This is a genomic window from Vibrio sp. Vb1127, assembly GCF_033338735.1.
Lineage (GTDB): Bacteria > Pseudomonadota > Gammaproteobacteria > Enterobacterales > Vibrionaceae > Vibrio > Vibrio alginolyticus.
Genome location: NZ_JAWOTF010000002.1, coordinates 107,785 through 133,470 on the forward strand (window position 1 = coordinate 107,785; position 25,686 = coordinate 133,470).

Genomic DNA, 25,686 nt, shown 5'->3' on the forward strand with positions numbered 1-25,686 from the left:
GTTTTTGTGCTCTTTTTATTCAATAACCTCTTCTTTTCGTAATTCAATTTGGCATTGGTGCCCGGTTTGGCTACTATGTACAGCTATCAAAAAACCAATCACTCCCTTATGGACACTACCTACAGGTAGATGAGGAAACGATGCAACATCTAGAAGAGATCATTGCTAGCGCGAGCACTGCAATTGAAGCTGCCGAATCGCTAGTCGCACTTGATGAAGTGCGTGTTCAGTATCTGGGTAAAAAAGGTGAGCTAACTGCTCAACTTCAAAGCCTAGGCAAACTACCACCAGAAGAACGCCGTGAAGCTGGTCAAGAGATCAACAAAGCGAAAGGCGTAGTTCAGCAAGCTATCGCAGCTCGTAAAGATGCACTACAACGTGCTGAGCTTGAAGCGAAACTAGCAGCAGAAACAATCGACGTAACACTACCAGGTCGTCGTATTGAAAACGGTGGTCTACACCCAGTAACTCGTACTGTAGAGCGTATTGAGAAGTTCTTTGGCGAACTTGGTTTTAACACCGAGGCTGGCCCAGAGATCGAAGATGCATTCCACAACTTCGATGCGCTAAACATCGCAGCTGATCACCCAGCGCGTACTGACCACGATACTTTCTTCTTCAACCCAGACTTGATGCTTCGTACTCATACGTCAGGCGTACAGATCCGTACGATGGAAAATGGTAAACCACCATTCCGTTTCATCGCACCAGGCCGTGTATACCGTAACGACTACGACCAAACGCACACGCCAATGTTCCACCAAGTGGAAGGCATGCTGGTTGATGAGAACGTAAACTTTGCTCAGCTGAAAGGCATCCTGCACGATTTCCTATGTAACTTCTTCGAAGAAGAAGTAGAAGTACGTTTCCGTCCATCTTACTTCCCATTCACTGAGCCTTCAGCTGAAGTAGACGTGAAAGGCAAAAACGGTAAATGGTTAGAAGTACTAGGCTGCGGTATGGTTCATCCGAACGTGCTACGTAGCGTAGGTATCGATCCTGAAAAATACTCTGGTTTCGCATTCGGTATGGGTGTTGAGCGTCTAACAATGCTTCGTTACGGCGTGAACGACCTACGTGCGTTCTTCGAGAACGATCTTCGTTTCCTAAAACAGTTCAAGTAATCCAGAGGGTTCATCAACATGAAATTCAGCGAATCATGGCTTCGTGAGTGGGTAAACCCTGCGGTTACTACTGACGAGCTAACTCACCAAATTACAATGGCCGGTCTAGAGGTAGACGACGTTCTACCTGTTGCAGGGTCTTTTACTGGCGTTAAAGTCGGTCACGTTGTTGAATGTGGTCAACACCCAGATGCAGACAAACTGCGCGTAACTAAAGTTGACGTGGGTGAAGAAGAGCTTCTAGACATTGTTTGTGGCGCACCTAACTGTCGCCAAGGTCTGAAAGTAGCAGTAGCAACAGTTGGTGCTGTTCTTCCAGGTGATTTCAAAATCAAAAAAGCGAAACTACGTGGCCAGCCATCTCACGGCATGCTTTGTTCATTCACTGAACTAGGTATCGACGTTGAGTCAGACGGTATCATGGAACTAGCAGAAGACGCAGTAGTCGGTACTGATTTCCGTGAATTCCTAGGTCTAGACGACGTAACAGTAGACGTAGACTTAACAGCAAACCGCGCTGACTGTTTCAGCATTCGTGGTCTAGCTCGTGAAGTTGGCGTACTAAACCGTGCTGACGTGACTGAGCCATCAGTAGAAGCAGTTGCCCCTTCAATCGACGATAAAGTGTCTATCGAAGTGAAAGCTCCTGCTGCGTGTCCTCGTTACCTAGGTCGTGTTATTAAGAACGTAAACGTTCAAGCTGAAACACCACTATGGATGCAAGAGAAACTGCGTCGTTGTGGTATTCGCTCTATCGACCCTGTAGTAGACATCACTAACTACGTTCTTCTAGAGCAAGGCCAACCAATGCACGCATTCGATCTAGCGAAGATCGAAGGTGGCATCGTAGTTCGTATGGCTGAGCAAGGTGAGAAGCTAACGCTTCTTGACGGCAACGAAGCAGAACTAAACGCAGATACACTAGTAGTTGCTGACCACAACAAAGCACTTGCAATCGCAGGTATCTTTGGTGGTGAAGAGTCTGGTGTAACAACTGAGACTAAAGACGTTCTACTAGAGTGTGCATTCTTTGCACCTGACCACATCCGTGGCCGCGCACGTAGCTACGGTCTTCACACTGATTCTTCAATGCGTTTCGAGCGTGGTGTGGATTACGCACTACAAGTGAGCGCAATGGAGCGTGCAACTCAGCTTCTTGTTGAGATCTGTGGCGGTGAAGTAGCACCTGTTGTTGCAGTAGAGTCTGAAGCAGACCTACCTAAGCCAAACAAAGTTGCTCTACGTCGTACTAAGCTAGACAACCTGCTAGGTCACCACATTGCAGATAGCGACGTAGTAGAAATCCTAGAGCGTCTAGGTTTGACTGTTGAAGCTTCAGAAGAAGGTTGGATGGCAGTAGCGCCAACATGGCGTTTCGATATCGCTATCGAGCAAGACCTGATTGAAGAAGTTGGCCGTATCTACGGTTATGACAACATTCCTAACCAACACCCAGCAGCAGCACTTAAGATGCACAACCACGTTGAAGCGGATCTTCCACTGAAACGCGTTCGTGATCTTCTTGTTGACCGTGGTTACCACGAAGCAATTACATACAGCTTCGTTGAGCCTGAGCAACAAAAGCTAGTTGTACCTGGTGTTGAGCCTCTAGTGCTTCCAAACCCAATTTCTGCAGACATGTCAGCAATGCGTCTTGGTCTTATCCAAGGTCTGCTGAACACGGTTGTTCACAACCAGAAGCGTCAACAGCCACGCGTTCGTCTATTCGAATACGGCCTACGTTTCATCCCATGTGAAACTGCAGAAAACGGCATGCGCCAAGAGCCTATGCTTGCAGGTGTTATTGCTGGTAGTCGCGGTGAAGAACATTGGGATATCGAAACTAACACGGTTGATTTCTTCGACCTTAAGGGCGATCTAGAAGCGATTCTAGAGCTATCTGCGAACGAAAAAGCGTACTCTTTCGCTGCACTGTCACCTGAAAGCAAAAAAGCTAACCCAGCACTTCACCCAGGTCAATCTGCGGCAATCATCGTAGATGGCAAAGAAGTGGGCGTGATCGGTACCGTTCACCCTGAGCTTGAGCGTAAGTTCGGTCTAAATGGTCGTACTATCGTATTCGAAATCGAATGGTCTGCAATTAACAGCAAAGTGATCCCAGAAGCGGTAGCACTTTCTAAATTCCCTTCAAACCGTCGTGATATCGCGGTAGTAGTGGATGAAGCTGTTGCATCTGGTGACATCGTTAACGCTTGTCTAGAGCAAGGTGGCGAGTTCCTTAAAGATGCGAAACTGTTCGACGTTTACGTAGGTAAAGGCGTTGAAGATGGTAAGAAGAGCCTAGCAATCGCTCTGACTCTACAGTCACTTGAGCGTACGCTTGAAGATGCAGATATCGCGGGTGCGGTTGACGCTATCGTTGCTCACGTTTCTGAGAAGTTTGGTGCGTCTCTACGTGACTAATCTCGCGTAACGCATCTTCTTAAGAAATGAAAACCCTGCCAGCTCGGCAGGGTTTTTTATTTTTAGGATTACCTTATCGTTGTTCAAGTTCCTTACTGCTCGCACCACCCCTCATTACTTTAAAATACTAGACCAAACTAGGGATGGCCCTTACCCGAGATTAGGAACGTATTGTTTTTCAGCTAATACACGCTAACGATAGCTTATTGGCGGTTAGGCAGCGAGTGAGAGGGTATAGCTAAGCAGAAGAGGCAGCGTAAGAATGCTGAAAAAGTTGCCAAATAGTACCATTGACGCCACTTTCATGGGTTCTATATTCAGCCTTTCCGCAAATAGGTAATTCATGACGGCTGGCGGCAGCATTGTGAAGAGCACCATCATTTGCAATTGCATCGTTGGAAGGGGAATTAACCAATAAATAAGTGCAAAAGCGACAGCACCAGTTGCCAGTGACTGCACGGTACACAACACACCAATCTTTAAACCGTCCAACCTTAAATGACACATTTGTGTCCCCAGAGATAAAAGCATCACGGGTACGGCCGCTTGCCCAAGTAGAGCCGTGGCTTCGTATAAAGGCGCCCATGCACCCACATTTGACACGTTGAGAAACAGAGCCAACGACGCTGCTAAAAAGATTGGCATCTTGACTATTTGCTTAAAAGGGTTGCCATGACTAAGCAGCATTATGCCTAAGCTGATATGCAAGCATGCTGACACGACAAATAAAAGCACTGCTGACGACAGCGCAATTTCTCCAAACGTATAGGTAAACAAAGGAATAGCTAGATTTCCGCTATTGCGAAACATATGTGGTGGCGCCCAGGTTTTAAACGAGAGTGACGTCCATCGACATACCGGGATCATGAGTAGTGCGGGAATTAAAACCGCGACAATTGCCGCCAAAAGAAGCGGCCCCTGATTTGAATTGAGCGGCATGCTAACGAGTGACGAAAATACCAGTGCTGGCGTGAATACCTCAATATTAATGCGGTTTATTGGGCGAAAGTCAGGCTTGATGTAACGACCGACCAAATAGCCAACTCCGACAAGAGCAAAAACAGGGAAAAGAATATTTATGATTTGATTAATCATGGTCGCCTAGAAGCAGTGTAAGAAGCTAATGAGGAAATACACGAACTTCCACATTATCAATCTTTATATATGGCGTCATCGTTAAACAGCGAGAAGCGTGGGTTTAATCAAGCTTTCTAAGCACAGTTACAAAGTACAGGTGGTCATACCTTTTAATCTAATTGTTACGTATCGAGTTACATACAAATCACTGAATTTACGACAAGTTCTATGTCAAGTGTCTGTTAAATAACCAATATCTGATATTTTTATTAAATAGTGTTTAATGTTGATATTTAAACTAATTTTAGTTTTATAATCTGGATGTTTTTCCTGATAAAGATGAAACAAAAACAAAAATATCAAATTTCTGGCGTTTAACAATAATTTACGTAGTGCTATTCCTTTTGTTCGCCAAGAAAAAAGTTGGCGAAAATCATAAGCTTGTCATACACTTCCTGATGTAACCCCGATATGTTGTTGAATTGGTAGGGTAAAACTGCTCTGGCGCTACACTAACGTAGCATTGTTTAACATAGCTTTGAGGAAAGTTTTATGGCGCTCACAAAAGCCGAACTGGCAGAAAACCTGTTTGATAAATTAGGATTTAGTAAGCGGGACGCCAAGGAAACGGTGGAAGTGTTCTTTGAAGAGATTCGTAAGGCACTGGAAAGTGGCGAACAGGTAAAACTGTCAGGTTTTGGTAACTTTGATCTTCGTGACAAGAATGAACGACCTGGTCGTAACCCGAAAACTGGTGAAGATATTCCAATTACTGCTCGACGTGTAGTGACTTTTCGCCCGGGTCAGAAGTTAAAAGCTCGTGTAGAAAACCTGAAGAAAGTACAGTAAGCCGAATAAATGGATCACGCTAAGGCGTGGTCTTTTTTTGCGTAAAATTCGTGTGCATACAAATGAAAACCACCGCAATGCGGTGGTTTTTCTGTTTATGAGAGACGCTTAATTATATCGGTTACGCCGCTTCTAGATGCGTTGTTAAGTATGGTTGCCATGCTTGTTGGTACAAGTTCTTAGACTGTGTACGCATGTTGTGAATAGAGGCAAGCTCTATTTCGCTTAGCTCACGTTTTTCCAACATCGCTTGACGTTCTAGTTTCTGGATTTTTTCGTATAGGTCGTGTTCGGGACCGCTTTTTACATCTGCGATTGCTTTCAAGTGCAGTTGAACTTCGGCTACTAGGTTTGTTTTTGGTAAACGAACGAGCAAGTTCAAGTCTCTATATCCTGAAGGGCCAGGTTTTTTGAATCGATTTTTTACTTTCACAATCGTTGTTTCACGCTCTAACGTTTCATAAATGGAGACTAAACTCGCGACGTCTTCAGCTACAATCGTTGCACGTGCTAGGTCAGTAATACGTTCAACTTTCCCATCTAACTCTAAAGCTATCTTTTCTTCTGCTCGTTGTTTGGATTTCACGCCTGCGAAGTATGGCTGAGCATCATTAAGAAGTGCGGTACTTTTACAGATAGTTTCAAGTTCAAATTGCGCTTGGTGAGCTTTGCTGTAAAGAATGTCGAAGTCAGAATATGGCTGAGTTGGTGTGGTGTCGATTGACTGAATGCCATATAAACCGCTAAGGCTGTGTTTAAAAAGTTTCGAACAAACTTCGTTTTGGCTGGTTGAACGATTTTGTTCGCCACTAGGCGCAGGGGTAATTGGAAGTGCGGCAAATGCCGGTGCACGGCTAAGTACCAAAAGCATCAATGCTGTAGTACGAAGAAATAAGCTCATTCACTCTCCTTAACTTGCTTGTACTTAGAAAATAGGGAACATAAAGGTCGCTAAGTTCGGCAAATCAGGTACTAACTTATAAATGGGGCCATTACGAAAGATTCCAAGGTTTCAGTTTTATCTTGAAGTAGAATCGTGCGTTAGATCACCATTTCTCTTTTCTTTATTCTGATTATCAGATAGAGGCGCGTCTCCTATGAGACCGATTACATCCTATCACCGCAGTATTAACCAAAGATGAACGGCATAGACAAATTGAAAAAAAACGTTAGTCTTACCTCTCAAAATGAAAACAGCCGACAAGTAGAAAGTAAAATGAGAGACCAAGAATTTTGGCATAACAAATGGGCCAGCAATCAGATCGGATTTCACTTGGAAGATGTAAACCCGCTATTACCAGTATATTGGAAACACACTAATCCAAAGCGTGAAGATAAAGTGTTAGTTCCTTTATGTGGAAAGTCAGAAGACTTGATTTGGCTAGCGATGAAGCATGATTCGGTTGAAGGTGTTGAGCTAAGCCATATTGCTGTGCGTGCCTTTTTTGCTGAACATTTTTACACGCCAACGGTAACGCCTCTTAATGGCAAGCACGAGCTTTATCAATTTGATGAGCTCTCTATTTATACTGGGGACTTTTTCACTGCACCACTATCTCAAGCCGATATCATTTATGATCGCGCCGCGTTGGTTGCTTTACCGCAAGATATGCGAGAGGAGTATGTAGAGCGTCTCAAGCAACTGCTGAACCCAGGCGGTCGTATTTTGCTTGTTACACTCAACTATCCTCAAGAAGAGATGGCGGGGCCTCCATTTAGCGTGCCGGTCGAAGAGATTGAGCAGTTATTTTCAGGTTACAAAGTTACTTGTTTGAACGTAGATGAAGCTGACGAGAATCATCCTAAAATTGTGAAAAAAGGCTTAAGTCGCTTCTCTGAAGAAGTGTACTTAATCGAGAGTGAATAGGCTCTCTTCGGTTTGGAACACGAAATAGCGCAGCAATTTGAGCTGCGCTATTTTTGTATGAGTGGTTCGTATTTAATAAATGATATTCACTTTTGAAGCACTTTCAACAGCATCTTGAACGGCTTCTTCGGTGGTTTTTCGTCGCGTAAGGACAACACCTAAACGGCGGCGGCCATCGATTTCTGGCTTACCGAATAGACGAACTTGTGTTTGAGGTTGAGCTAAAGCTTTGCTTAGGTTTTCAAAGCGAATGTTTGTGGAAGTTCCTTGTCCAAGAATAACAGCAGACGCAGATGGGCCATATTGCACAATATTATTAATTGGCATTCCGGTAAACGCGCGCACGTGGAGAGCAAACTCAGACATTTCCTGCGAAATCATTGTAACCATACCCGTATCGTGAGGGCGAGGAGAGACCTCATTGAAAATGACTTTATCGCCTTTGACAAACAGCTCTACACCAAAGATGCCGTAGCCACCGAGCGCGTTTACCACTTTCTCAGCCGTGTATTCAGCTGCTTTTACTGCGTTTTCTGACATAGCTTGCGGTTGCCATGATTCGCGGTAGTCGCCATCTTCCTGACGATGACCAATTGGAGCACAGAAATGCACACCGTCAACGGCTCTGATGGTCAATAAAGTGATTTCGTAATCGAAGTCGATAAAACCTTCCACGATAACGCGACCTGCACCCGTACGTCCGCCTTCCTGAGCGTAATCCCATGCTTTTGTAACGTCGTCTTCGGTCTTGATAACACTTTGCCCTTTACCGGAAGAGCTCATCACTGGCTTCACCACGCACGGAATACCCACATGTTCAACCGCGGCTTTGAAGTCTTCAAAGTTATCTGCAAAACGATAAGGTGAAGTCGTCAATTCCAGTTCTTCTGCTGCCAAACGTCGGATACCTTCACGATTCATTGTTAGCCTGGTTGCCTTAGCGGTTGGAACAACATTCAGTCCTTTTTCTTCAAGCTCTACCAGTTTGCCGGTTGCGATGGCTTCAATTTCTGGTACGACGTAAGTAGGTTGTTCCTTCGTAATAACTTCTTCTAAGGCGTTCCCATCTAACATGTCGATAACATAACTACGGTGAGCGACTTGCATCGCTGGAGCATTGGCATAGCGATCACAAGCAATCACTTCTAAACCAAGTCTCTGGCATTCAATGGCGACTTCTTTACCGAGTTCGCCAGAGCCTAAAAGTAATACACGGGTAGCATTTGCGCTAGTTGCAGTGCCAAACATAGTGTTCCCTTACAAAATAGAGTGATGAGACAGAAATTGCAGGAGATCATACTGAAGTTTTATGACAAAGCAAACGTTTGCTTTTGGTTTTTAGGTAATAAAAAAGCTCTACATGTTGTAGAGCTTTTTGTTGAATTTGTCGTTTATACGTTGACAAAACTAAGCGGAATATCTGGATTCAACGCTTCCAACGTTGATTGCGTATCGGCTAAATGACTGATCTTACCTTCTGAGTTCTCTACCAATGCAGCGGCTTTGATGCTGTCAAAGGTTTCACCCGCAAGTAAAACTTGGATTAGCGCAACTTGTAGCGGTGGCAAGCTAGGATTAAACGCTGCATTTTCTGCATAAGCGCCTTGGAATACACGACCGCTAGTCATCTCTAATGCTAAACCACTCAAGTTGTTGGTGTATGGAGAGTGGCTCATGTTCATCGCTTCAACTGCAGTTTGGATGAGTGCGTCTTCATCATCACATGAGAATTGGTGTTTAACTTCTGCCATTAAGCCGGACTCGATACCGAGATCATTTGGTCCAAAGGCTTCAGGCAGGTATTCATGAAGTGACTTTTCTTCGCGTTCTGGGAGCTGGATTTTAAGCTCGTTTGCGGTAGATAACTCATTCATGAACTGGCGGCAGTGACCACATGGGCTGAAGTTGATAGTGATATCCTTAACACCACGTTCGCCTTTCATCCAAGCATGGCTAATCGCAGACTGCTCTGCGTGAACCGTTTGACCCAACTGTACACCAAAGAATTCCATGTTGGCACCGAAGTAAAGGCGACCTGAAAGACCACGAACGATAGCGCCGACATAAAAGTCAGAAAGGGGAGCATAGGAGTACGCTGCGGCAAAAGGAAGTAGCGCAACACGAAGCTCTTTGTCTGATAGACCGGTAGCTGAAAGCAACTGCTCAAATTGTTGAACTGAAAGCGTAGCATCAAAATCATCAGCTTGGATGATAGGAGCAAGTTGTTTGGAAAGTGCTTCTGGAGCGCCTGCTAGCGCCTGTTCAATGCGACTTTTCATGTTGAATCCTTGTTATTGCATGGACAGTTATTCTATGTGAAAGATAGAAATGTTCCGTGCGTTAGATCACGATAAATAATGCAATTGATAATTCTGTTACATAATTAGAGTGAGCTCACACATGTATTCGATTGCACAGGTGTGAAGCGTTATCTCCGTCTCACAATTAACCATATCAGTATATATTCATATGACCAAGGAGCAGGAGTATGTTACTAACGCGACTTTTACCGCTACGCTACTTTATACCTACGTAATCTAGAGCGAGTGGTAGCACCTAGAATGCTCATGCTATGAATGTATATCTCAGTCAAGTCCCTTCACGATATTACTGGGTGAGTTTGATAGATAAGATAGGGTTTTGAAAAGGGATAAGTAAGAAACGGAAAGGCTACGGCCTGCCGGAAGGAGGGCAGACCGAGAGCGCTTAACTATTGATATAGCCAGACCGCCAAAGCAAAAAAACTTGGAGCCAAAATAGAAGTTATGATCCCACATAAAACCAATGCGAGTGATGAGAACGCGGCATCTATGGGCTGTTTCTCTGCACAAGTAGCGGTGCCTAAGGCATGAGAGACTGTACCCATTGTCAGACCACGTGCAATCGGGTGTTTAATTCCAATTAAGTTGTAAATTGGGTATGCCAAAATCGCGCCCAATAAACCAACAATCAGAACCAAGATCGCCGCAACGGCAGCTTCACCACCGAGGTGACTCGAAATTTCCATTGCTATTGGCGTAGTGACGGATTTACCCACTAGACTTGCGATTAAACTGATATCTGCTTTGAAAGCGACTGCGATCAAGGTGGTTGTCATCATCGACATCACACTGCCTACTGTGCAAGCAAAAGTGATGATTCGCCAGTTTGCTTTAATCTGTGGTAGTTGTTCATATAGCGGGTAAGCCAGAGCAACTACGGCTGGTTGAAGTAAAAAACTGATCCCTTCGTTATCCGCATAATACGTTTCAAACGGTACATTTAAGTAAGTAAGCAAAGGAATGAGCACTGCAATACTGATCAGCAAAGGATTTGCTAGAGGATTATTCACTTTGATTGCGATTTGGCGCGCGACAAGAAAAACCGCAATGGTAACAACTAACCACATATCAGTGCTTCTCCTTTAGCAAGTAGTCCAGCAGCCAAGCGAGGCTGACTAGTACAATGAGTGAGCCTCCAACTGCGCTAGCAATGATAGGGAGGGCATTAGCGAGTAGCATATCGAAATGTTGCATTAATCCCACGCTAATAGGAACGAACAACAAAATCATGTAGCGGATAAATAGCGTGGCGCCCGGTTTGACCCAATCGACCTTTACAAGCCCAAGAGTCATAGAGAAAAACAGTACGAGCATACCGATGACACTTCCTGGGACGGAAACGCCAGTGAACTTTTGAATGGTAATTCCGATGCCAAGTGCCCCCATGATGAGGAAGATTGAAATGAGCAGTTGGATCAGTTGTAAGAATCGTTCTTTAATCATTTTGACAGTATATAAACAACAAGCACACCATAAGGTGCGCTTGTATTAGGAGGAGTTAAGAAGCTAAGCTCTCTACATAACGGTACACGGATTTTAATATCGCAATCTTCTTTTCGTCACTTTCATGTTCGTGAACTAAGTTTTCTAAATTCAGCATGTACTCTTCAATTTGGCTTTCAAACACTTCTCGACAGTGTAATGCCCAGCGTCTTTGTTCTTGCTCGTTTAATGTGCCTGGGAAGTTACGCGCACGATAGCGGAACAATAGAGGTTTAATGCGCTTGTCATCAAATTCAATGTCTAATGCAGCAAGATTATTCGGATCGGTTTCGCGAATGATATCCATAGCTGCGCGATCGGCTGGAGAAAAGAACCCGTCGTAAAGTTGTGTATCGACGTCATCACTTTTATCGAATTTGCGCTCGACTGAAAAGAGGCTAATCAGCTTTTCTCTAATTTCAGGATGTTGGCGCAACAAAGCGAGATTGGCGAGACATTGTTGGCGATCAATGCCAATAGACTCTGCATTTTCAGCCGTTAACGTTTTTGCAGGGGCGAGAATAGGGCATTTGTTCAAATGAACTAGTTTAACTGGCACTGGTAGCAATTCACCAAGATCTTCGCGCTTCGTGTAGAGTCTTTCGTGCAGCTCTTCTGCGGATAGCTCAAGAATAGGTTGAGGGTCTTTCGCTAAATCGATGGTGATAACGGCGTTATTATTGGTTGGATGCCAAGCAACAGGCACAATCCAGCTAGTGTACTGGCATTCGCGCCCTAGCATGCCTGAAACGTGCATCAACGGTGTCATGTTGACGATGTCGACTAAATCATTGAGCTTGCGCTTTTGGCGCATAGAAAAAAAGTAATCAAACAATTTTGGTTGCGCTGCTTTTACTTTCTTTGCCATTTCGATAGTCGCAACCACATCTGCCATGGCATCGTGCGCGTTACTATGTTCTATGCCGTTAGCCACAGACAAGTGTTCTAATTTAAAGCTAGTGAAGCCATCTTCGTTTTCTGGCCATTCTACGCCTTCTGGGCGAAGGGCATGGCACGCGCGTAGTACATCGAGTAAATCCCAACGTGAGTTACCGTTTTGCCAACTCCATGCGTATGGATCGATAAAGTTGCGATAACAAGTATAACGGGTCACTTCGTCATCAAAGCGAATGCTGTTGTAGCCTAAACTGGTAGTATTGGGTTTCGCGAGTTCAGCGTGAATCTTAGCGATAAACTCTGGCTCAGAAAGGCCTTCTTGAACCGTTTTTTGCGGAGTAATACCAGTAATAAGTGCAGCTTCAGGAGACGGAAGATAATCAGCAGGTGGCTGGCAGTACATGACTAAAGGCTCGCCGATGATATTAAAGTTTTCATCTGTACGAACACCAGCAAACTGGCTTGGGCGATCTTTCGCGGGGTTGGTTCCCCATGTCTCATAATCAAAGAAGAAGAATGTAGGCTGTTCGGTATTATTCATGGATGTCTTTTTCTGTTCGTTATTCTTCAAAACTAGCCTTGTATATCAGTCGATTAGCAGTGTTCTATGTGCTATCTTTTCGTTAGGTTTTAATTGTTTTTACGCGTTTTACATTTGCACTTGCGTCTAAATATGTGTCCAAATTTTGTAAGTGCTGCGTCCTAATTTAAGGTAGACAACTTGAGCATTACAGACAAGCAGCTAAAAGCTATTGCAAAACTAAGCGAATATAGCGGCCCGGCAGAACTGAATGACGGCGAAGGACTAATAGCGAAGATATCACCCAAAGCAAACATCACGTTCCAATACCGTTGCAGGTTTAATGGTAAAAACAAACGCATTCGTATAGGCAAGTATCCGATAACCACCCTCAAGAATGCAAGGCAAATCCATAAAAGGATGCTTGAACTTAAAGAAGAGGGAAGAAACCCAGAGATAGCCCTTACGGGTGAGACGGATTTTGTTACCCTGAAGGACTGTCTCGATTACTGGTTTGAGCACAAAGTCTCGACTCAGAAAGAGGGGACGCAGGTGCTTTACCGCTCGGTGGCAAACAACTACTTTTACAATGCCTTTCCTGATGTCGATGTAGAAAAGATCACCGCGCGAGAATGGATGCGTTGGTTCGATGACATTGCCAAGAAGAATCCGAAGACGGCTAACTCTGCATTTTCTAAAATGCGCGCCTGTCTTAACTTCTGTAAATCCAAGTTCCTTATTGATGGTACGCACTTTGAGAAAATCAGACAGCAAGATGTTGGTGAGTCACCAAGTGCCGGTGACCGAGTTCTATCACTTCCTGAACTTGCCAAAGTTTGGATCGCGATTGAACGCAGCAAAGCAGGAACATCGACCAAGAACCTGCACTTAATAACAATGTTATGGGGTAACCGATTATCAGAGCTTCGCTTGGCCAAGCGCGAACACTTCGATATGGTCAACGACATTTGGACGGTACCACCAGAATTAAGCAAAATGGGTAACACCATTCGCAGACCCATCCCAAAACACATCAAGCCGATGCTGGAAAGGTTGATGAACATCTATGATGAATACCTTTTCCCTGGCGCATCCCTCCATAAGCCCATCTGCATATCCGCAGCAAACCGCTATATAAGAAGGTTACGCGATAACCTGAACCTACCTCACTGGCGAACCCACGACTTCCGCCGCAGTATTTCTACCACTTGTTCAGAACTTGGCACCATGCCACACGTCACCGAGAAAATGCTCGGGCATGAGCTGGTTGGTGTAATGGCTATTTACAACAAGCATGACTGGCTATCAGATCAAAAAGAAGCGTATGAAAAGTTCGCGGAAGCTTTGTTTGCTCAAGTTCAAAAAGAGTTGGAACATGAAAAAGTTGCTGTGAGTTAGTATCCTTGTTGCTTACCAGTTAGTCTCATATCTCACTAACTCACCGATTAACTTTGAACCTACCAATGAAAGGGAGCATGATAATGGGCATTATGTAGTGGGTGTCTAACAGGTCAAGGAGTTCTAATTGGATTAAGTAGTTGATAGACATTGGTTCTGGGAGCTTCCTTGGGACTCAATATTGCCCGTATTGGTTGCTATCACAGGCTATGCAATTGTGCATATTTTGTCTGCTATGAGAGATAGTAGGAATAAAAAAAGAGAAATAAGAATCAGATTTTTGTCTGATTGTTATCAGCGGCTTGCTTTGATTCTTAGCGCTTCTGAAAATTGGAGCTTTGAAAATTTACAACTAGTTTTAGTTGATATTCAATTAGTGGGAACTGATTCCCAGATTAAAAAAGCTGAACAAATAGCACAAAGAGTTCCCGTCGCTTTTAATAATCCCAATGATTCATCAATTGATCTGGAGCCTTTATTGATAGATATTAGAAATGATCTAAGATATGAACTTTCAATGGAAAAAACTAATAGTAGATTTATTTGGTTAAAAACATACAAAGCTTCAAAGCAGGTAGAAAATTAACGCAGTTAGTACCATGTAACAATCGTTTTAAATCTGATTCGTAAACGTGCATCAAACTCTTCCTGCTCAGAAATGGCGCAAGTTTACTTGCAGTTTAAGTGGGTATTGAACAAGAAACATAATAGTCGGTAATTATGCCAGATAAAAATAAACATGGATTGAGTAGATATATTCCCGAAGAAGTTAAGCGAAAAGTACGTCAGGCGTGTGGTTATGGCTGCGTAGTTTGTGGAACTGCTATTGTCGAGTATGAACATGTTGACCCTGAGTTTTCTGAAGCAAAAGAACATGACCCAGAGAAAATTGTATTGCTTTGTTCGCAATGCCACGCGAAGGTGACTCGTAATTTTTTATCTAAAGAGTCAATAAAACGTGCTAGCAAGGAACCTGTTAGTGTCAAAAACAATTATGCATCTGAAATGTTTCAGCTTTTAGCTACAACACCTAAGTTTGTTATAGGGGGAGCCTCCATAACCAATACTCCCATTCCACTGCAAGTAAAGGGCTATCCTGTTATTCAAGTCAAACCAGCAGAGGAAGAAGGGGGGCCTGCTCGACTTAGTGCTACATTCTTTAATAGTCGAGGAGAATTAAGCTTACAAATTATTGACAATGAATGGCGTGTAAACTCTGGTAACTGGGATTTTGAGGCTGTTGGTGGCACTCTTATCGTTCGTGATAATCAACGTAATGTTTCACTAAAGTTAAGGGTTTCAGACGTAGATGGTATCATTGTTGATAAAATTAATATGAGGATAGGTCGTTACAGGATTGAGGGTAATCAGGCTGAATTACTTGTTCGAGCAGATGATGGTACTAGTATTAACTGTGGCGGAATGATGATGGATAATTGTGGTGTTGGGATCTCGCTGAATTAACGAAATTGTTACTTAACAATTTGCTCAGAGTGAGTTGGTACAAGTAGCTGTAAAGTGGGGGAGTGACATTGATAAAATACAATTGCCAAGTAGGTGTGATATTGGCGAACGTTGAGTCACTGGCCTTGTAAGCCCGTTCGTCAGAGACCGAGATAATAGGCAACTGGTAAGTGGCGTCAACATCCGCAAGGCTGAATTGATCAACATTTGATAAGTACTCATAGTGAGCTTATTGGTTGGTTCTTGCTACTCTATAGTCCCCTACTTTGATGAAATTAAAAAGTATTCGTGCCAATCTAACATGATTGATTTACTTTAAACTAGTGTGCAGTCTACTTAGAGTTAGAGAATTCTCGCTTGAAGCATTCCAAACAATTTACGGCTACGTCCCTAAATGCTTCAAGAAGAGGAATTATCGGTTGATATCCTCCAAATTTACCAGTCTTTAGAAGTACTTCTACCGTTGGTTCTGAATCATAAGTCATAGACGCTGCTGTCCCGCCTATACCTGCTACCTGGCCATGTACTAGTGCATTATCTAGTCTTATTGAGCTACCATCATTAGACGTTATGAGTGTATTGTCTCCCAGTTTCGTAACAGCGAATGCAGGCACTAACATGTTATGCTTCTGCCAATTATTTAAATCATTGAGCTCTATAAGGTGTTTATTTCCTCCTGATTCAAATTGATGGTGGGGTTTTAGGGTGTCGAAAATAGATGTCATCTTTATCAGATTTTGACCATTAAGGGTCTTCTCAGCTTCTCTGACTAGCCCAGTGTCGTGTTCTCTAATTGGAAAATAGGATCTTCGACAGTCAGGATTAAGTGATCTTTGCAACCCCATCCAGCATGTGTCCATACTAGATCTAAGACCATTACAAATATCACCGATTAGACATGGTATTCTGTAGGGGATTCCTTCTTTGAGTTCGACATTTAGTATAAACATCATACCCTGTTCTGGGTCGGGCGATAAAGATATAGAATAAGGCTTTCGCTCCATGAAGCTATCAATTTCTTTAATCAGTGTACAAATTAATTCATTTGCCCATACAATTTTTACCTCAGCATGGTGTATAGATAGATCTGGTTCATTCATTTTATATCTTTCCTCAATAATGGCATTTACATGGATTATCTCAACAACCAACTAATTGCCAGTAACTCATTACTCATGGCTTAAAAATTCTAAAAGTACAGAATGATTATTCGAATAGTGAAGCATAACCACTAGCAGTACAGGAAATAGTGCACTTCTAAAGCTAGCTAAATCAAACAGACTACTTATCTCAATTTCATCCAACTAAACGAACTGGGTATATTTTGCTTCTTTACGTGTAGTGGTACTGATATTCATACTTAGAGAAAGTAGGGCCACCGGAAGTCTCACGCTGGGGTTCGTAAAGAACGTTTTTGCTCGTTAACCAGACAACCATTTGTACTTGTTTACAAATGATACTATCACTGAACTTTTTTGTTCGCATGTACCTAATAGAAAATCGTTTGCTTATGTCACAAGTTGTCTAGAATTAGTTCTGCTTAAACCCCCCTTCATGCTCGACCCATTCCATCACCGCTGCGCGAATCCAACGTAGCGGTGATTTGCTAATTGGTTCTGGAAAGTTGCGGTTCTTGCGCCAAGCAATGATGGTGGTTCTCTTCTTATTGAAGAAATCTAACACCTCTTGATGACACATGATCTTGTTGGAAGATTCTGGGTAACGCTCTACGTCATATACAGGCTTGTCTGCTTCTTTCGCAGATTCAACTACGAAAGCAGGGGCAGAGTAGGTAAAGCTCATAGGTGATGTATTCAGGTTAGAGTAAGTCATTGCACAAAGCTCCTGTATCTTGTTAGTCGTAAACCGTGGTCAATCGGTTGTGTTGGTTTAATGCTTTAGTTCTGGCGAATGCCTAAATAGACAGTCATTTTCTTGCCGTTGATTTCAATCTCTCCAAGGTCGACTTCGTTTACCGCGTAGTCACTCAGCGCGGTTTCATCTACCATGTCGTCAAATTCTTCCTTGGCCTTAACTGCCACTTGGTCTGCTTTCATTGTCTTTCTCCGATGGTTGATAAATACGAACTCGATTAGCGGTGTGCCAGCAAGTCGCATCACCTTTAAATAAACCGCCTTCGCTTAACTTTGCGCACCCTTCGGGCAGCTGTTCTCCGCACTTAGTGCATTTCCCCAATTGCGCTTTAATCACTGTAATTTCGTTATAAACACGATGGATAAGTGACTGAAGCGCTTCTTCCTTGGTGTACGGCTCAGCAGGGTAGGCGAAGAACTGGCAGATTTTCTCTAGCTTCGCCTGTTCCTGAGGGTTTAGAGATACGCGCAAATCTTGGTTATTGTTGGCTTTGCGCTTATCTCTATACTTTTGAGCGCGCTTGGCGTTTTGTTTACGTTTGCGCTCTTCAGGTGTCATTTTATTTTGCTTTTTCTAGTGCGTTTTGGCTTCTTAGGAGAGAGCATCTGTTTAGCTCTGGCTAGGCATTCATCGAACACTTTACCTTTGGCAAATCCAGCGGTATTACGATAGTGATCGATTCCGCGTTCAACGGCTCGTTTAATGTCGAGTTCTTCATGGCCGTCTTGCTCTAACAGAGAAGTTATGTGTTTACCTATAAATGCCTCTTGGCTGTTGCGGTAAGTTAAAATACTCATTGCACATGTCCTATTGGTCGTGGGGTGAATACCCGCAATCAGCCTAAATCCTTGATATTGGTGGTCAGCCGGATATATACTGATTGCGAGGCGTAAGTCTCATTGCACAAAGAACACCCCTGTTGGTTTGGTCACCGATAGGGGTTTTCTCTTTCTAGTGGGGTAGTGTTCTTGCTTCCACTGCGGCTTGCAGGCTAACCAGCTGGCTGAATAGCTCTTGCGCCTTTTCAAAATCTTCTTCGTTTACGTGAATCTCTAGCCCTTTAAAGTCTTCGGCTCCTTCAAAAATGGAAGTCGCAGCGATACGGAGCGGATCATCCTTACTTAGCTCAGCTGTCACTTCTTCAAACTGATGGCTGCATACATTGAGTAGTTGCAGGTTGTTCAGCAGTTGATGGGTTTGGTCTAACGTCATTGTTTTCATCTTTAAGCTCTCATTGCACAAAGTTCTCGGAAAACCGATTGGTCAGGTCGGTAAGTTACTTGAATGATTAAAATATACATTTCGTACATATTTGTGTCAATACAAAATGTATATTTATTTATGTGAGACAAAAAAATACCGCTATCAAAGCGGTATCTTGTAATCAACTAAACTGAGGAAAGAATCTAGAAGAGTTTCATCTTTGCGTCTACTACCACGCCTATGATTTTGCAATTACCATTGATGGGCAGTTGTGGGTAAGAGCTGTTTAACGGCTTCAAAAACTTTTGTCCTGCATCGATAACTAGCTTTTTAAATGTGGCTTCATTTACATCAACTAGTTTTGCTACAACTAGAGAGCCATTCTCTATTTCTTTCTCTGTATCGACAAGAACGAGAGTTCCTTCTGGAAAGCTAATACTTGTTGGAGACGTCATGGAGTCGCCTTTGACTCTTAACCAAAAACAGCGACCACTTGTACGTTCGGTTGTTTGGTGCCATTCACTAATCTCTTCGATAGTATAAGGCTCGACAGCCTCTGACCAGTTACCTGCTTGAACTGAACTTAGCACGGGAAAAGACTGTGTAAACGATGGTTGTATGTCTATTACAGAGGTGTTGCCCAAAGCATCATCTGGATACTCAAGTGTACCATCTGAATGCAATACCAACTTATCAAGCTGAACAGCTTTGAGGATCTTAGCTATTTGTTCTAACGTTGGTTCTCTTCGTTTGTTCAACCAATGACCCATTCCGCCAGGAGTTACTTCAACTAACTCAGCTAGTTTTTCTTGGGTGATCCCAAGTTCTTTAATTCTGGCTTTAACCAGATCTGTCCAATTCATCTTCATTCCATAAATGTACATTTCGTACAAAATGATGCAATTGACATAATGTACATTGTGTTGATCTTAATATATACATAATGTACATTGTAGTTGTTTTTTGATTTAGAGGTGTACATGCAAAGAATACGAGAAATACGGGAGCAGTTTTCTATCTCAGTAAAGTCTTTATCAGAAAAGTCAGGGATAGAACCAGGCTCTATTTACCACTACGAGAAAGGACGCCGTTGCCCAAGCTTCAATCAGTGCTGGGACATCGTAAATTCACTGAATGAGCTTGGTGCCAACTGTACTTTTGAGCAAGTGTTTCCAAACCCTAACCAGATGGTCTCTATAAACGACCATTTGCGTTTATGACCAAGTCTATGGAGTGCATTTATTCTCAAAGTGACCGTTAGAAGAATAACGCAACTTAAAAATTTAGGCTGATTCACAGCATTCTGTACAAACAACCAGTAAGGAAAAACCATGAATAACAGTTTTAAAAGCGTTATGCGTAACGCAATAGAAAGTTGGCGCACGGAACTGAGTAAAGAGTGTATTGCTCACCGTGTCGCGAGCTTGTATCACAAACTCGATCTTGAGCACGAGGTTGATGCGCAGCGTAAAGAGCTACTTAAAGTACCGGGCGCTGATGACAAGAACAATGCTCAGAACTTTTTCCGCTATGTCGAGCGCACCAGCGTAGAGGCCAAAGCCACGATGATGGATTTGTTACCTGCGGTGCTTAAGGCGATGCCTGCCAAACGCGCAAGCGACATGCTTAACCAATTTCTTAACCCGCTTGGGTTCTCTGTCACTTGCATTGGTGCGAGTGATGCAAACTTAAGCCGAGATTTGCTCTTGCATAACCACAACAAAGAAACATCTGAAGCATTCCGTGCGGTGATCTCTTTGGGGGAGAACGCGAACATTGACCAGCTGCGCGATGCGTATCGAGAAGTGCAGGAGGCGAAGGCATCTCACGCGCCACTTCTGGAATACCTTGAGTCGTTAATGGCGAAGAAAGCTGCCTAATCAAAAGCGTAGTGGCTGACCACCACATAACACGCATCTAACTAGGAGAACTTTGTGCAATGAGCCTTAGCTTACAGAACTATCACGGCTGCTATATCTGGGTGGCCAATAACGGTGTTTGTCGTTTCGTCGTATCACGGACTAAAGCGATGGAAATCTTTGAATCCATGAAAGCGGGGACTGCGGTGTGATTGAGTATTTGGATAGACCCATCGCTTTTCATCGATCGTTTGTGAAGATGGGCATTGGTATCACAGGCGCATTAATGCTTAGCCAGAGCATTTACTGGAGCCGAAGAACGAACGCTTCAGGGTGGTTTTACAAAACTCAGGAAGAGTGGCAAGACGAAACGGGCATGACTCGAAGAGAGCTTGATACTGCACGTAAAAAGCTGCGTCAGTTAGGTATTTTGGAAGAGAAAAAGCAAGGTGTTCCTTGCCGAGTTTTCTACCGCATTAATGAGCCAAACTTGATTGCACAAATGGAGCAAACTGGTTTGGCGGAATGCGCCAAACTAGAACGTACAAATGCGCCAAGCAGTGCTGTACCAATCAGCCAAACTAAAACAGAGACTACACAGAGATTACCAGAGACTACTACAGAAAAAGTAAACAAAAAGTCTCCCATCACGGGTAGCTTGGTTCCTGAGGAACAAATTCCAGCGATGCTCGATCACGATGCTTGGGCTGACTACCTGGCATTCCGTAAGCGAATCAAAAAGCCTTTCAAAACTGAGCGGGGCGAGCGCACCAAAATGCTCGACTTGCTCAAACTCTCCCAGAACGTGGTGAGCATGCAGCGCCAAATCATTGAGCAATCCATCGACAACGAGTGGCAAGGGTTGTTTAGCCTTAAATCGTCCTCGCCAAACTCGAAGCTGATTCCGGTGGAGCAGTTTTCAGACCAAACCAACCCTGATGATTACGGACCACCGCAGTGGTTCAAAGACCGCCAAGGCGGAGGTGACCAATGAATAGCTTTTTCCAAAAACTGCAGCAAGCGATGCCTGCGAACGTTGTGCCGTACACGCCAGAGCAGATGGCTCAACTTGCTCAGCAGGAAGTCGAGAAGCAAAGCCATGCGGTGTATCAGAACTACCAGCAGAGCAAAGTTCAAGATTTACTTGGTCGCAGTGGAGTAGGCAAGAAGCACTTGAAGTGTCGATTTGCCAACTACGTGACGGAGAACCAAGGCCAGCGTCAGGCGTTTAGTGTTTCTCGCCGTTGGGTTTCTGAGTTCTTGGAAGGTGATGAGAAAAACTTTGTATTTTCTGGATCGACAGGAACGGGTAAAAACCACTTGGCTTGTGCAATGGCGAACTCGTTGATGACGCGCAATCGTACGGTGTTGGTGATTACGGTCGCTGAGTTGATGATGAAAATTCGCGATAAGTACAACCGCCAATCGAACGTTACAGAAGCTCAGTTTCTGAAGTATTTAGCTCAGGTCGATTTGTTGGTGTTGGATGAGGTTGGGGTTCAGCGAATGAATGACCACGAGGCGATCATGATTAACACCATCATCGACTCACGCTACACCAACGAGAAGCCAACCGGCATTCTGACCAATCTGAAATCTGATGACCTGACTCAGGTTCTTGGAGCCCGAGTGATGGAGCGTTTGTTGGAGAGCTGTGAGTGGGTGAGCTTTACGTGGGAGAGTTTTCGAAAGCAGGTGAGGAACAGCAAGGAGGTAGCATAAATGCGACCAGAAACGTTATTGGCTAAGTTCGACTTAAAAGGCATAAATTACGAACCGCAAAAGGGCGGCAAAGGCTTATTTTCTCTGGAAGACCAGCTCGGCATGGTGGGGATAACCTGGAAGGAATCTCCGGTCGGTTTTCTGGTGTTGTTTGTGGAGTTATTGGATAACGCACAATCTCGCAGAGCATTGGAAAAGGTAGTGCTCGCGGAATTGTATACTCTAACTGATGACTGGCGTGGCCAAAAAAGCGAAGCCGCATTTGCAGCCATTGTGCGCGCTGCTGTGGAAGAGGCGATCACTCCACAAGGCCGAATTTGTTCTTGCTGTGGCGGCAGCGGTAAGTACCGAGCCCCAAACCGCCACTACCGTAAATGCATGCATTGCAACGATGGCCGAGTAGCGTGGGACTTAGAAAGCCGCTTCGCCGCAATGTGTTCTGGTAGTTTTGTTTGTACGTTCTCAGTATTCAAACGCCAGTACCATCCCGTCCTCGATGGCCTAGCAGATTGGCTAGCCGCTAAGCGCAATGCTGCGATGTTGGCGCTAATGGAAAGGATAGAGAAGGAGAGGGTGGCTTAGTTGGGTAGGCCTGTCAGTGTTTGGAGCACGATGTGATGAGGGCTAGCAGGTTTGTTTTCATTAACCTATTGATTATAAATTGAAGTGATATTGGAAAGGTTGCATTATATGAGGTGAGAAGCGGCTTTAGCCGACTTAAGCGTTATGCAAATTTGAGGAACCATGAACGACATTATTATAAGTATATTGGTGGGTGGGTTTACTGGTGTTGGGGTCGTTACTTACCTATCAAAAAGGCTCGTTGAAAATCAATTAAATAAAACGCTGAAGAAATATCAGCATGAGCTTGATATTAAGAAAGATACGCTGGCGACTGAACTCAGTTTGTATGTAAATCATCAAACTTTGAAGCTTACTAATTTTGAAGAAGCCAAGAGAAATGCAATTCATAATATTTACAACGCAGTTATTATGACTTCAAGTTCGAGAGTTGGTTTTAAAAAATCACAAGGCTTAGATAAATGTCAGAATAGCAATGATTTTGGCGCGTGTTACTTCCAGTCTTTCTCCGAAAACTTCCAGGCATTTAGCACCGCATTTCAAGCAATCTCAAATGCTTACTCAGTATTAGAAAAAGAATCAATCTATATCGACGACGCACTTGAAGAAGAGGTAAGGTTATGTCTTAAGGTTATTCACAAAACATACATTGATAATCACGATTCTCTAAATATAGGTCATGATAAAGCGAAATTATTATCAAACCAGCAAAACCTAACATTTAAAACAATGCCTTTCGACATAGACAATTTTTACGATCAGTCTACTAGAGAGTGGTCTCATAAGACTTCGGCAGCTAGACATCGGTTAAAAGCAACCATGAGAGAGCTCTTGAGTATATAAATTTATATAAAAAACTGTTTAAGATTGATTCGCAACGCTTGGTATTTTTGCTATGTTTTACGTTTTGTTTTTAAGGTGGTATGCGGCGGCTTTGGTATTGCGTTGCTCATACCTTAACTGGGCTTAGCTTATCAAATCAGCAACGGAGCAAATCAAGTGTATTCGAAATTGTTAAAAGCTATATCTAGAAGTATAGGAAATAAGAATGCCTTGTATCACGAGGAACGATGTCCAGATAAAACATGGACTTATGTAAGGTACTATGATGGTAAATTCTTTGAGAGTGATCTTTCAGAAAATGAAACACTTCAAGGTAAAATTATATTCGTATTGGAAAGTCCTCACAAACGCGAATATCTTGATCTAGAAAATATATCACCAGCTAAAGGTAAAACTGGTGACAATTTCAATAACGCACTAATCAATTTTTTAGTTTTAAGCCAGTACCATAAAAGCTGCTTTGAGTCAGGATTGTATGAAGTCGTAGTATTGAATGCAGTGCAATATCAAACGTCTCTTGGCTTACACCCAAAAGAATATAGAACCGTGATTTTTCAGTTAGCTTGGTTAACTTTTGCTCGAGAGGACTTCATAAACAGGCTTAGAAAGCATCTAACTGGTTTTGAGAAAAATAATGTTGTTTTCAATGCTTGTACTAAAGGCAATACATTGAAAGTTAATCAAGCCCGCGACCTAGTGCGCGACCTTGAGTTATCAGAGAGCATACGTTCAAAGGTTGTGTTGGGCAAAAATGATATCGATCTAAATGAGCTTGTTTCTGTCGCTATACATGAAGCGGGATTCAATTCATACAAATCCAGTCATCCAGTCTATTGGGATAAAATGATAAGCTAACAATGTATTTTAGAGTGATTCCTTATGCTTGGCACTTTGGGCTCTGGTTGGGTTTTGTGTTTAAGTCGTAATGGTTTGGTTCTGGGGTAGCGTTACTTACCGCAAACGCGGCATTAAGTTTATGGAGGAACGATGTCTTTAGATAATTTAGTCAGAGAGGTCGAAAGGAAAGTAGGTAGAAATATTCTAATGTTTCAGAGGCTTGAATTGCTAATCAAACAAGTTGTTGCTACTGGAAAGGTCTCCGGATATGTAAGTGAACTTGAAGACATTGTTGCTTCCAAAAAGGCTACTGTAAATAAAAAGACGTTGGGGCAGTTAGTTGGACAATTTATTGAAACTAGTAATTCGTCGAAATCTGAAACTTCTGCTGAACTTGGAGAGTTTGAAGAACTTAAAGAACCTCATATCTCATTTGATTTTGGTATAATAGAGTGCGATGAGAGTAGTTATATAGAGAGGAACGAGTCTTTGTCAAAATTAGTTCAAGAACGCAATGAACTAGTTCATCATCTTCTACTTGAGCTTGATATAACCTCAATCGTCAGCTGTAAAAAAGTAGAGGCTCGTCTTGATGAACAGTGTGAGAAAATACGGTTCGAAATCAAGAATGTTCAGACTGTAGCCGAAACACTTTCACGTAGTAAAAAAATATTGTCTGAGTTTTTATGCTCGGATGAAGGAAAGAAAGTGTGGTTAGATTTATTTTTTAGCCAAGATAGATTGGTTACTCTACTTGCTGAAATCGCGGATCAACCAACAAGAAATGATGGTTGGACAGTGATGAATAAGGCTGCACTATTACTTAAACAACATGCTCCTAAAGAACTGGCGTTGCTTCATAAAGGCACAGAGCATAAATCATTAAAGGCACTAATGCTTAAATCAGGTTTGTTTGAATTCTCGGAAGAAAAAACGAACAAAGGTGGTACGCGAGTTCTATACAAGCTTAAAAGTGGTTACAAGCTTTAATATAACTAACACATATGAGCCTTCTCCTGTCTTTAGGCAATTCCATTCCTTTGGCTGCTTCAGCAGCCAATCCCTCTCGAACAACAAAGTTAATTACTTCGCTTTGCCGCAATGTGCCCTGGTTGTTTTGTGTGCACTTTCTCCGTTTTTAAACGTCAGGACCATCCCACCCTAGTCGACTTAGTTGGAGCCAGACCTGCCAGTGTATTACTTATATGCAGTCAGAGTTGGCAGGTTCGTTTAACTTACTATGCTTTCACGAATCTAGTGAATATGAATTGAAGTGATATGGGAAAGGTTGCATTATAGGTCGATTAAAAACGGCCTTAGCCGACTTACACGTTTGTTGTCT

At 43.2% G+C, this 25,686-nt stretch carries 30 protein-coding genes; 16 read left to right on the top strand and 14 right to left on the bottom strand.

Annotation, left to right across the window (positions count from 1 at the left end):
* Positions 1–140: 140 nt before the first annotated feature.
* Entirely contained in the window at positions 141–1,124 is a 984-nt protein-coding gene (gene pheS / locus R7H07_RS04365; protein ID WP_005385470.1) for a phenylalanine--tRNA ligase subunit alpha, read from the top strand.
* An 18-nt stretch (positions 1,125–1,142) separates the two neighbouring features.
* A complete protein-coding gene (pheT, locus tag R7H07_RS04370; protein WP_206959121.1) occupies positions 1,143–3,548 on the top strand; it encodes a phenylalanine--tRNA ligase subunit beta in 2,406 nt (801 codons plus the stop codon).
* A 213-nt stretch (positions 3,549–3,761) separates the two neighbouring features.
* Here pheT and R7H07_RS04375 read toward each other — a convergent pair whose 3' ends face one another.
* Positions 3,762–4,643: an AEC family transporter gene (locus R7H07_RS04375; protein WP_206959123.1), complete on the bottom strand. Its 882-nt coding sequence runs from the start codon at positions 4,641–4,643 to the stop codon at positions 3,762–3,764.
* Positions 4,644–5,177: 534 nt separating this feature from the next.
* On the opposite strand from R7H07_RS04375, the gene ihfA reads away from it, so the two are divergent.
* Positions 5,178–5,474 (top strand): integration host factor subunit alpha, encoded by a 297-nt coding sequence (gene ihfA, locus R7H07_RS04380; RefSeq protein WP_005377899.1) that lies wholly within the window; start codon positions 5,178–5,180, stop codon positions 5,472–5,474.
* A 121-nt stretch (positions 5,475–5,595) separates the two neighbouring features.
* On the opposite strand, the gene R7H07_RS04385 is transcribed toward ihfA, so the two are convergent.
* A complete protein-coding gene (locus tag R7H07_RS04385) occupies positions 5,596–6,375 on the bottom strand; it encodes a phosphoribosylglycinamide formyltransferase (RefSeq protein ID WP_206959125.1) in 780 nt (259 codons plus the stop codon).
* Between the two features lie 315 nt (positions 6,376–6,690).
* Between R7H07_RS04385 and R7H07_RS04390 the strand changes: the two genes are divergently transcribed.
* Positions 6,691–7,341, top strand: coding sequence for a thiopurine S-methyltransferase (locus R7H07_RS04390; protein WP_154204661.1), 651 nt, complete (start codon positions 6,691–6,693; stop codon positions 7,339–7,341).
* A 72-nt stretch (positions 7,342–7,413) separates the two neighbouring features.
* Here R7H07_RS04390 and purT read toward each other — a convergent pair whose 3' ends face one another.
* The 5 genes from purT to sbcB form a co-directional block, all read right to left on the bottom strand.
* The gene (gene purT, locus R7H07_RS04395) at positions 7,414–8,589 is read right to left on the bottom strand and encodes a formate-dependent phosphoribosylglycinamide formyltransferase (RefSeq protein WP_021033842.1); all 1,176 of its coding nucleotides are present in this window, start codon (positions 8,587–8,589) and stop codon (positions 7,414–7,416) included.
* A gap of 143 nt (positions 8,590–8,732) precedes the next feature.
* The gene (cdd, locus tag R7H07_RS04400; protein ID WP_206959126.1) at positions 8,733–9,620 is read right to left on the bottom strand and encodes a cytidine deaminase; all 888 of its coding nucleotides are present in this window, start codon (positions 9,618–9,620) and stop codon (positions 8,733–8,735) included.
* Between the two features lie 431 nt (positions 9,621–10,051).
* Positions 10,052–10,729, bottom strand: coding sequence for an LrgB family protein (locus R7H07_RS04405; RefSeq protein WP_005377888.1), 678 nt, complete (start codon positions 10,727–10,729; stop codon positions 10,052–10,054).
* 1 nt (position 10,730) lies between these two features.
* On the bottom strand, positions 10,731–11,105 hold the full coding sequence (locus R7H07_RS04410; RefSeq protein WP_005397786.1) for a CidA/LrgA family protein: 375 nt from the start codon (positions 11,103–11,105) through the stop codon (positions 10,731–10,733).
* A 55-nt stretch (positions 11,106–11,160) separates the two neighbouring features.
* A complete protein-coding gene (sbcB, locus tag R7H07_RS04415) occupies positions 11,161–12,582 on the bottom strand; it encodes an exodeoxyribonuclease I (RefSeq protein WP_206959128.1) in 1,422 nt (473 codons plus the stop codon).
* A gap of 180 nt (positions 12,583–12,762) precedes the next feature.
* On the opposite strand from sbcB, the gene R7H07_RS04420 reads away from it, so the two are divergent.
* From R7H07_RS04420 to R7H07_RS04430, 3 genes are all read left to right on the top strand, one after another.
* The gene (locus R7H07_RS04420; protein ID WP_206959129.1) at positions 12,763–13,959 is read left to right on the top strand and encodes a tyrosine-type recombinase/integrase; all 1,197 of its coding nucleotides are present in this window, start codon (positions 12,763–12,765) and stop codon (positions 13,957–13,959) included.
* 181 nt (positions 13,960–14,140) lie between these two features.
* Positions 14,141–14,545 (top strand): hypothetical protein, encoded by a 405-nt coding sequence (locus R7H07_RS04425; RefSeq protein WP_206959131.1) that lies wholly within the window; start codon positions 14,141–14,143, stop codon positions 14,543–14,545.
* A gap of 134 nt (positions 14,546–14,679) precedes the next feature.
* Positions 14,680–15,423, top strand: coding sequence for an HNH endonuclease (locus R7H07_RS04430; protein WP_206959133.1), 744 nt, complete (start codon positions 14,680–14,682; stop codon positions 15,421–15,423).
* Between the two features lie 332 nt (positions 15,424–15,755).
* On the opposite strand, the gene R7H07_RS04435 is transcribed toward R7H07_RS04430, so the two are convergent.
* The 7 genes from R7H07_RS04435 to R7H07_RS04465 all read right to left on the bottom strand — a co-directional run bounded on the left by R7H07_RS04435 (position 15,756) and on the right by R7H07_RS04465 (position 19,364).
* On the bottom strand, positions 15,756–16,523 hold the full coding sequence (locus tag R7H07_RS04435; protein WP_206959135.1) for a hypothetical protein: 768 nt from the start codon (positions 16,521–16,523) through the stop codon (positions 15,756–15,758).
* Positions 16,524–16,953: 430 nt separating this feature from the next.
* Positions 16,954–17,256, bottom strand: a complete 303-nt coding sequence (locus R7H07_RS04440) for a helix-turn-helix transcriptional regulator (protein WP_206959137.1) — start codon at positions 17,254–17,256, stop codon at positions 16,954–16,956.
* A 65-nt stretch (positions 17,257–17,321) separates the two neighbouring features.
* Positions 17,322–17,465 carry a hypothetical protein gene (locus R7H07_RS04445; RefSeq protein WP_318079056.1) on the bottom strand — a complete coding sequence of 48 codons (144 nt, stop codon included), beginning with the start codon at positions 17,463–17,465 and terminating at the stop codon, positions 17,322–17,324.
* Positions 17,455–17,856: a hypothetical protein gene (locus R7H07_RS04450; protein ID WP_206959139.1), complete on the bottom strand. Its 402-nt coding sequence runs from the start codon at positions 17,854–17,856 to the stop codon at positions 17,455–17,457. The genes R7H07_RS04445 and R7H07_RS04450 overlap by 11 nt, the downstream gene beginning before the upstream one ends.
* Positions 17,853–18,095: a hypothetical protein gene (locus R7H07_RS04455; RefSeq protein WP_025632642.1), complete on the bottom strand. Its 243-nt coding sequence runs from the start codon at positions 18,093–18,095 to the stop codon at positions 17,853–17,855. Before R7H07_RS04455 ends, R7H07_RS04450 begins: the two co-directional genes overlap by 4 nt.
* A gap of 154 nt (positions 18,096–18,249) precedes the next feature.
* A complete protein-coding gene (locus R7H07_RS04460; protein ID WP_064490398.1) occupies positions 18,250–18,519 on the bottom strand; it encodes a hypothetical protein in 270 nt (89 codons plus the stop codon).
* Positions 18,520–18,704: 185 nt separating this feature from the next.
* The gene (locus tag R7H07_RS04465) at positions 18,705–19,364 is read right to left on the bottom strand and encodes a LexA family protein (RefSeq protein WP_308414589.1); all 660 of its coding nucleotides are present in this window, start codon (positions 19,362–19,364) and stop codon (positions 18,705–18,707) included.
* A gap of 117 nt (positions 19,365–19,481) precedes the next feature.
* On the opposite strand from R7H07_RS04465, the gene R7H07_RS04470 reads away from it, so the two are divergent.
* From R7H07_RS04470 to R7H07_RS04510, 9 genes are all read left to right on the top strand, one after another.
* Positions 19,482–19,721, top strand: a complete 240-nt coding sequence (locus R7H07_RS04470) for a helix-turn-helix domain-containing protein (protein WP_074191183.1) — start codon at positions 19,482–19,484, stop codon at positions 19,719–19,721.
* Positions 19,722–19,832: 111 nt separating this feature from the next.
* The gene (locus R7H07_RS04475; protein ID WP_025632637.1) at positions 19,833–20,381 is read left to right on the top strand and encodes a toxin YdaT family protein; all 549 of its coding nucleotides are present in this window, start codon (positions 19,833–19,835) and stop codon (positions 20,379–20,381) included.
* A 59-nt stretch (positions 20,382–20,440) separates the two neighbouring features.
* A complete protein-coding gene (locus R7H07_RS04480; protein WP_255201246.1) occupies positions 20,441–20,572 on the top strand; it encodes a hypothetical protein in 132 nt (43 codons plus the stop codon).
* Positions 20,569–21,354: a hypothetical protein gene (locus R7H07_RS04485; RefSeq protein WP_313895345.1), complete on the top strand. Its 786-nt coding sequence runs from the start codon at positions 20,569–20,571 to the stop codon at positions 21,352–21,354. The genes R7H07_RS04480 and R7H07_RS04485 overlap by 4 nt, the downstream gene beginning before the upstream one ends.
* A complete protein-coding gene (locus R7H07_RS04490; protein WP_064368129.1) occupies positions 21,351–22,082 on the top strand; it encodes an ATP-binding protein in 732 nt (243 codons plus the stop codon). The genes R7H07_RS04485 and R7H07_RS04490 overlap by 4 nt, the downstream gene beginning before the upstream one ends.
* The gene (locus tag R7H07_RS04495; RefSeq protein ID WP_206946623.1) at positions 22,083–22,664 is read left to right on the top strand and encodes a hypothetical protein; all 582 of its coding nucleotides are present in this window, start codon (positions 22,083–22,085) and stop codon (positions 22,662–22,664) included.
* A gap of 162 nt (positions 22,665–22,826) precedes the next feature.
* A complete protein-coding gene (locus R7H07_RS04500; protein ID WP_206959141.1) occupies positions 22,827–23,507 on the top strand; it encodes a hypothetical protein in 681 nt (226 codons plus the stop codon).
* Between the two features lie 156 nt (positions 23,508–23,663).
* Entirely contained in the window at positions 23,664–24,362 is a 699-nt protein-coding gene (locus tag R7H07_RS04505) for a hypothetical protein (RefSeq protein WP_206959145.1), read from the top strand.
* A gap of 132 nt (positions 24,363–24,494) precedes the next feature.
* A complete protein-coding gene (locus R7H07_RS04510; RefSeq protein WP_206959147.1) occupies positions 24,495–25,334 on the top strand; it encodes a hypothetical protein in 840 nt (279 codons plus the stop codon).
* Positions 25,335–25,686 lie beyond the last annotated feature (352 nt).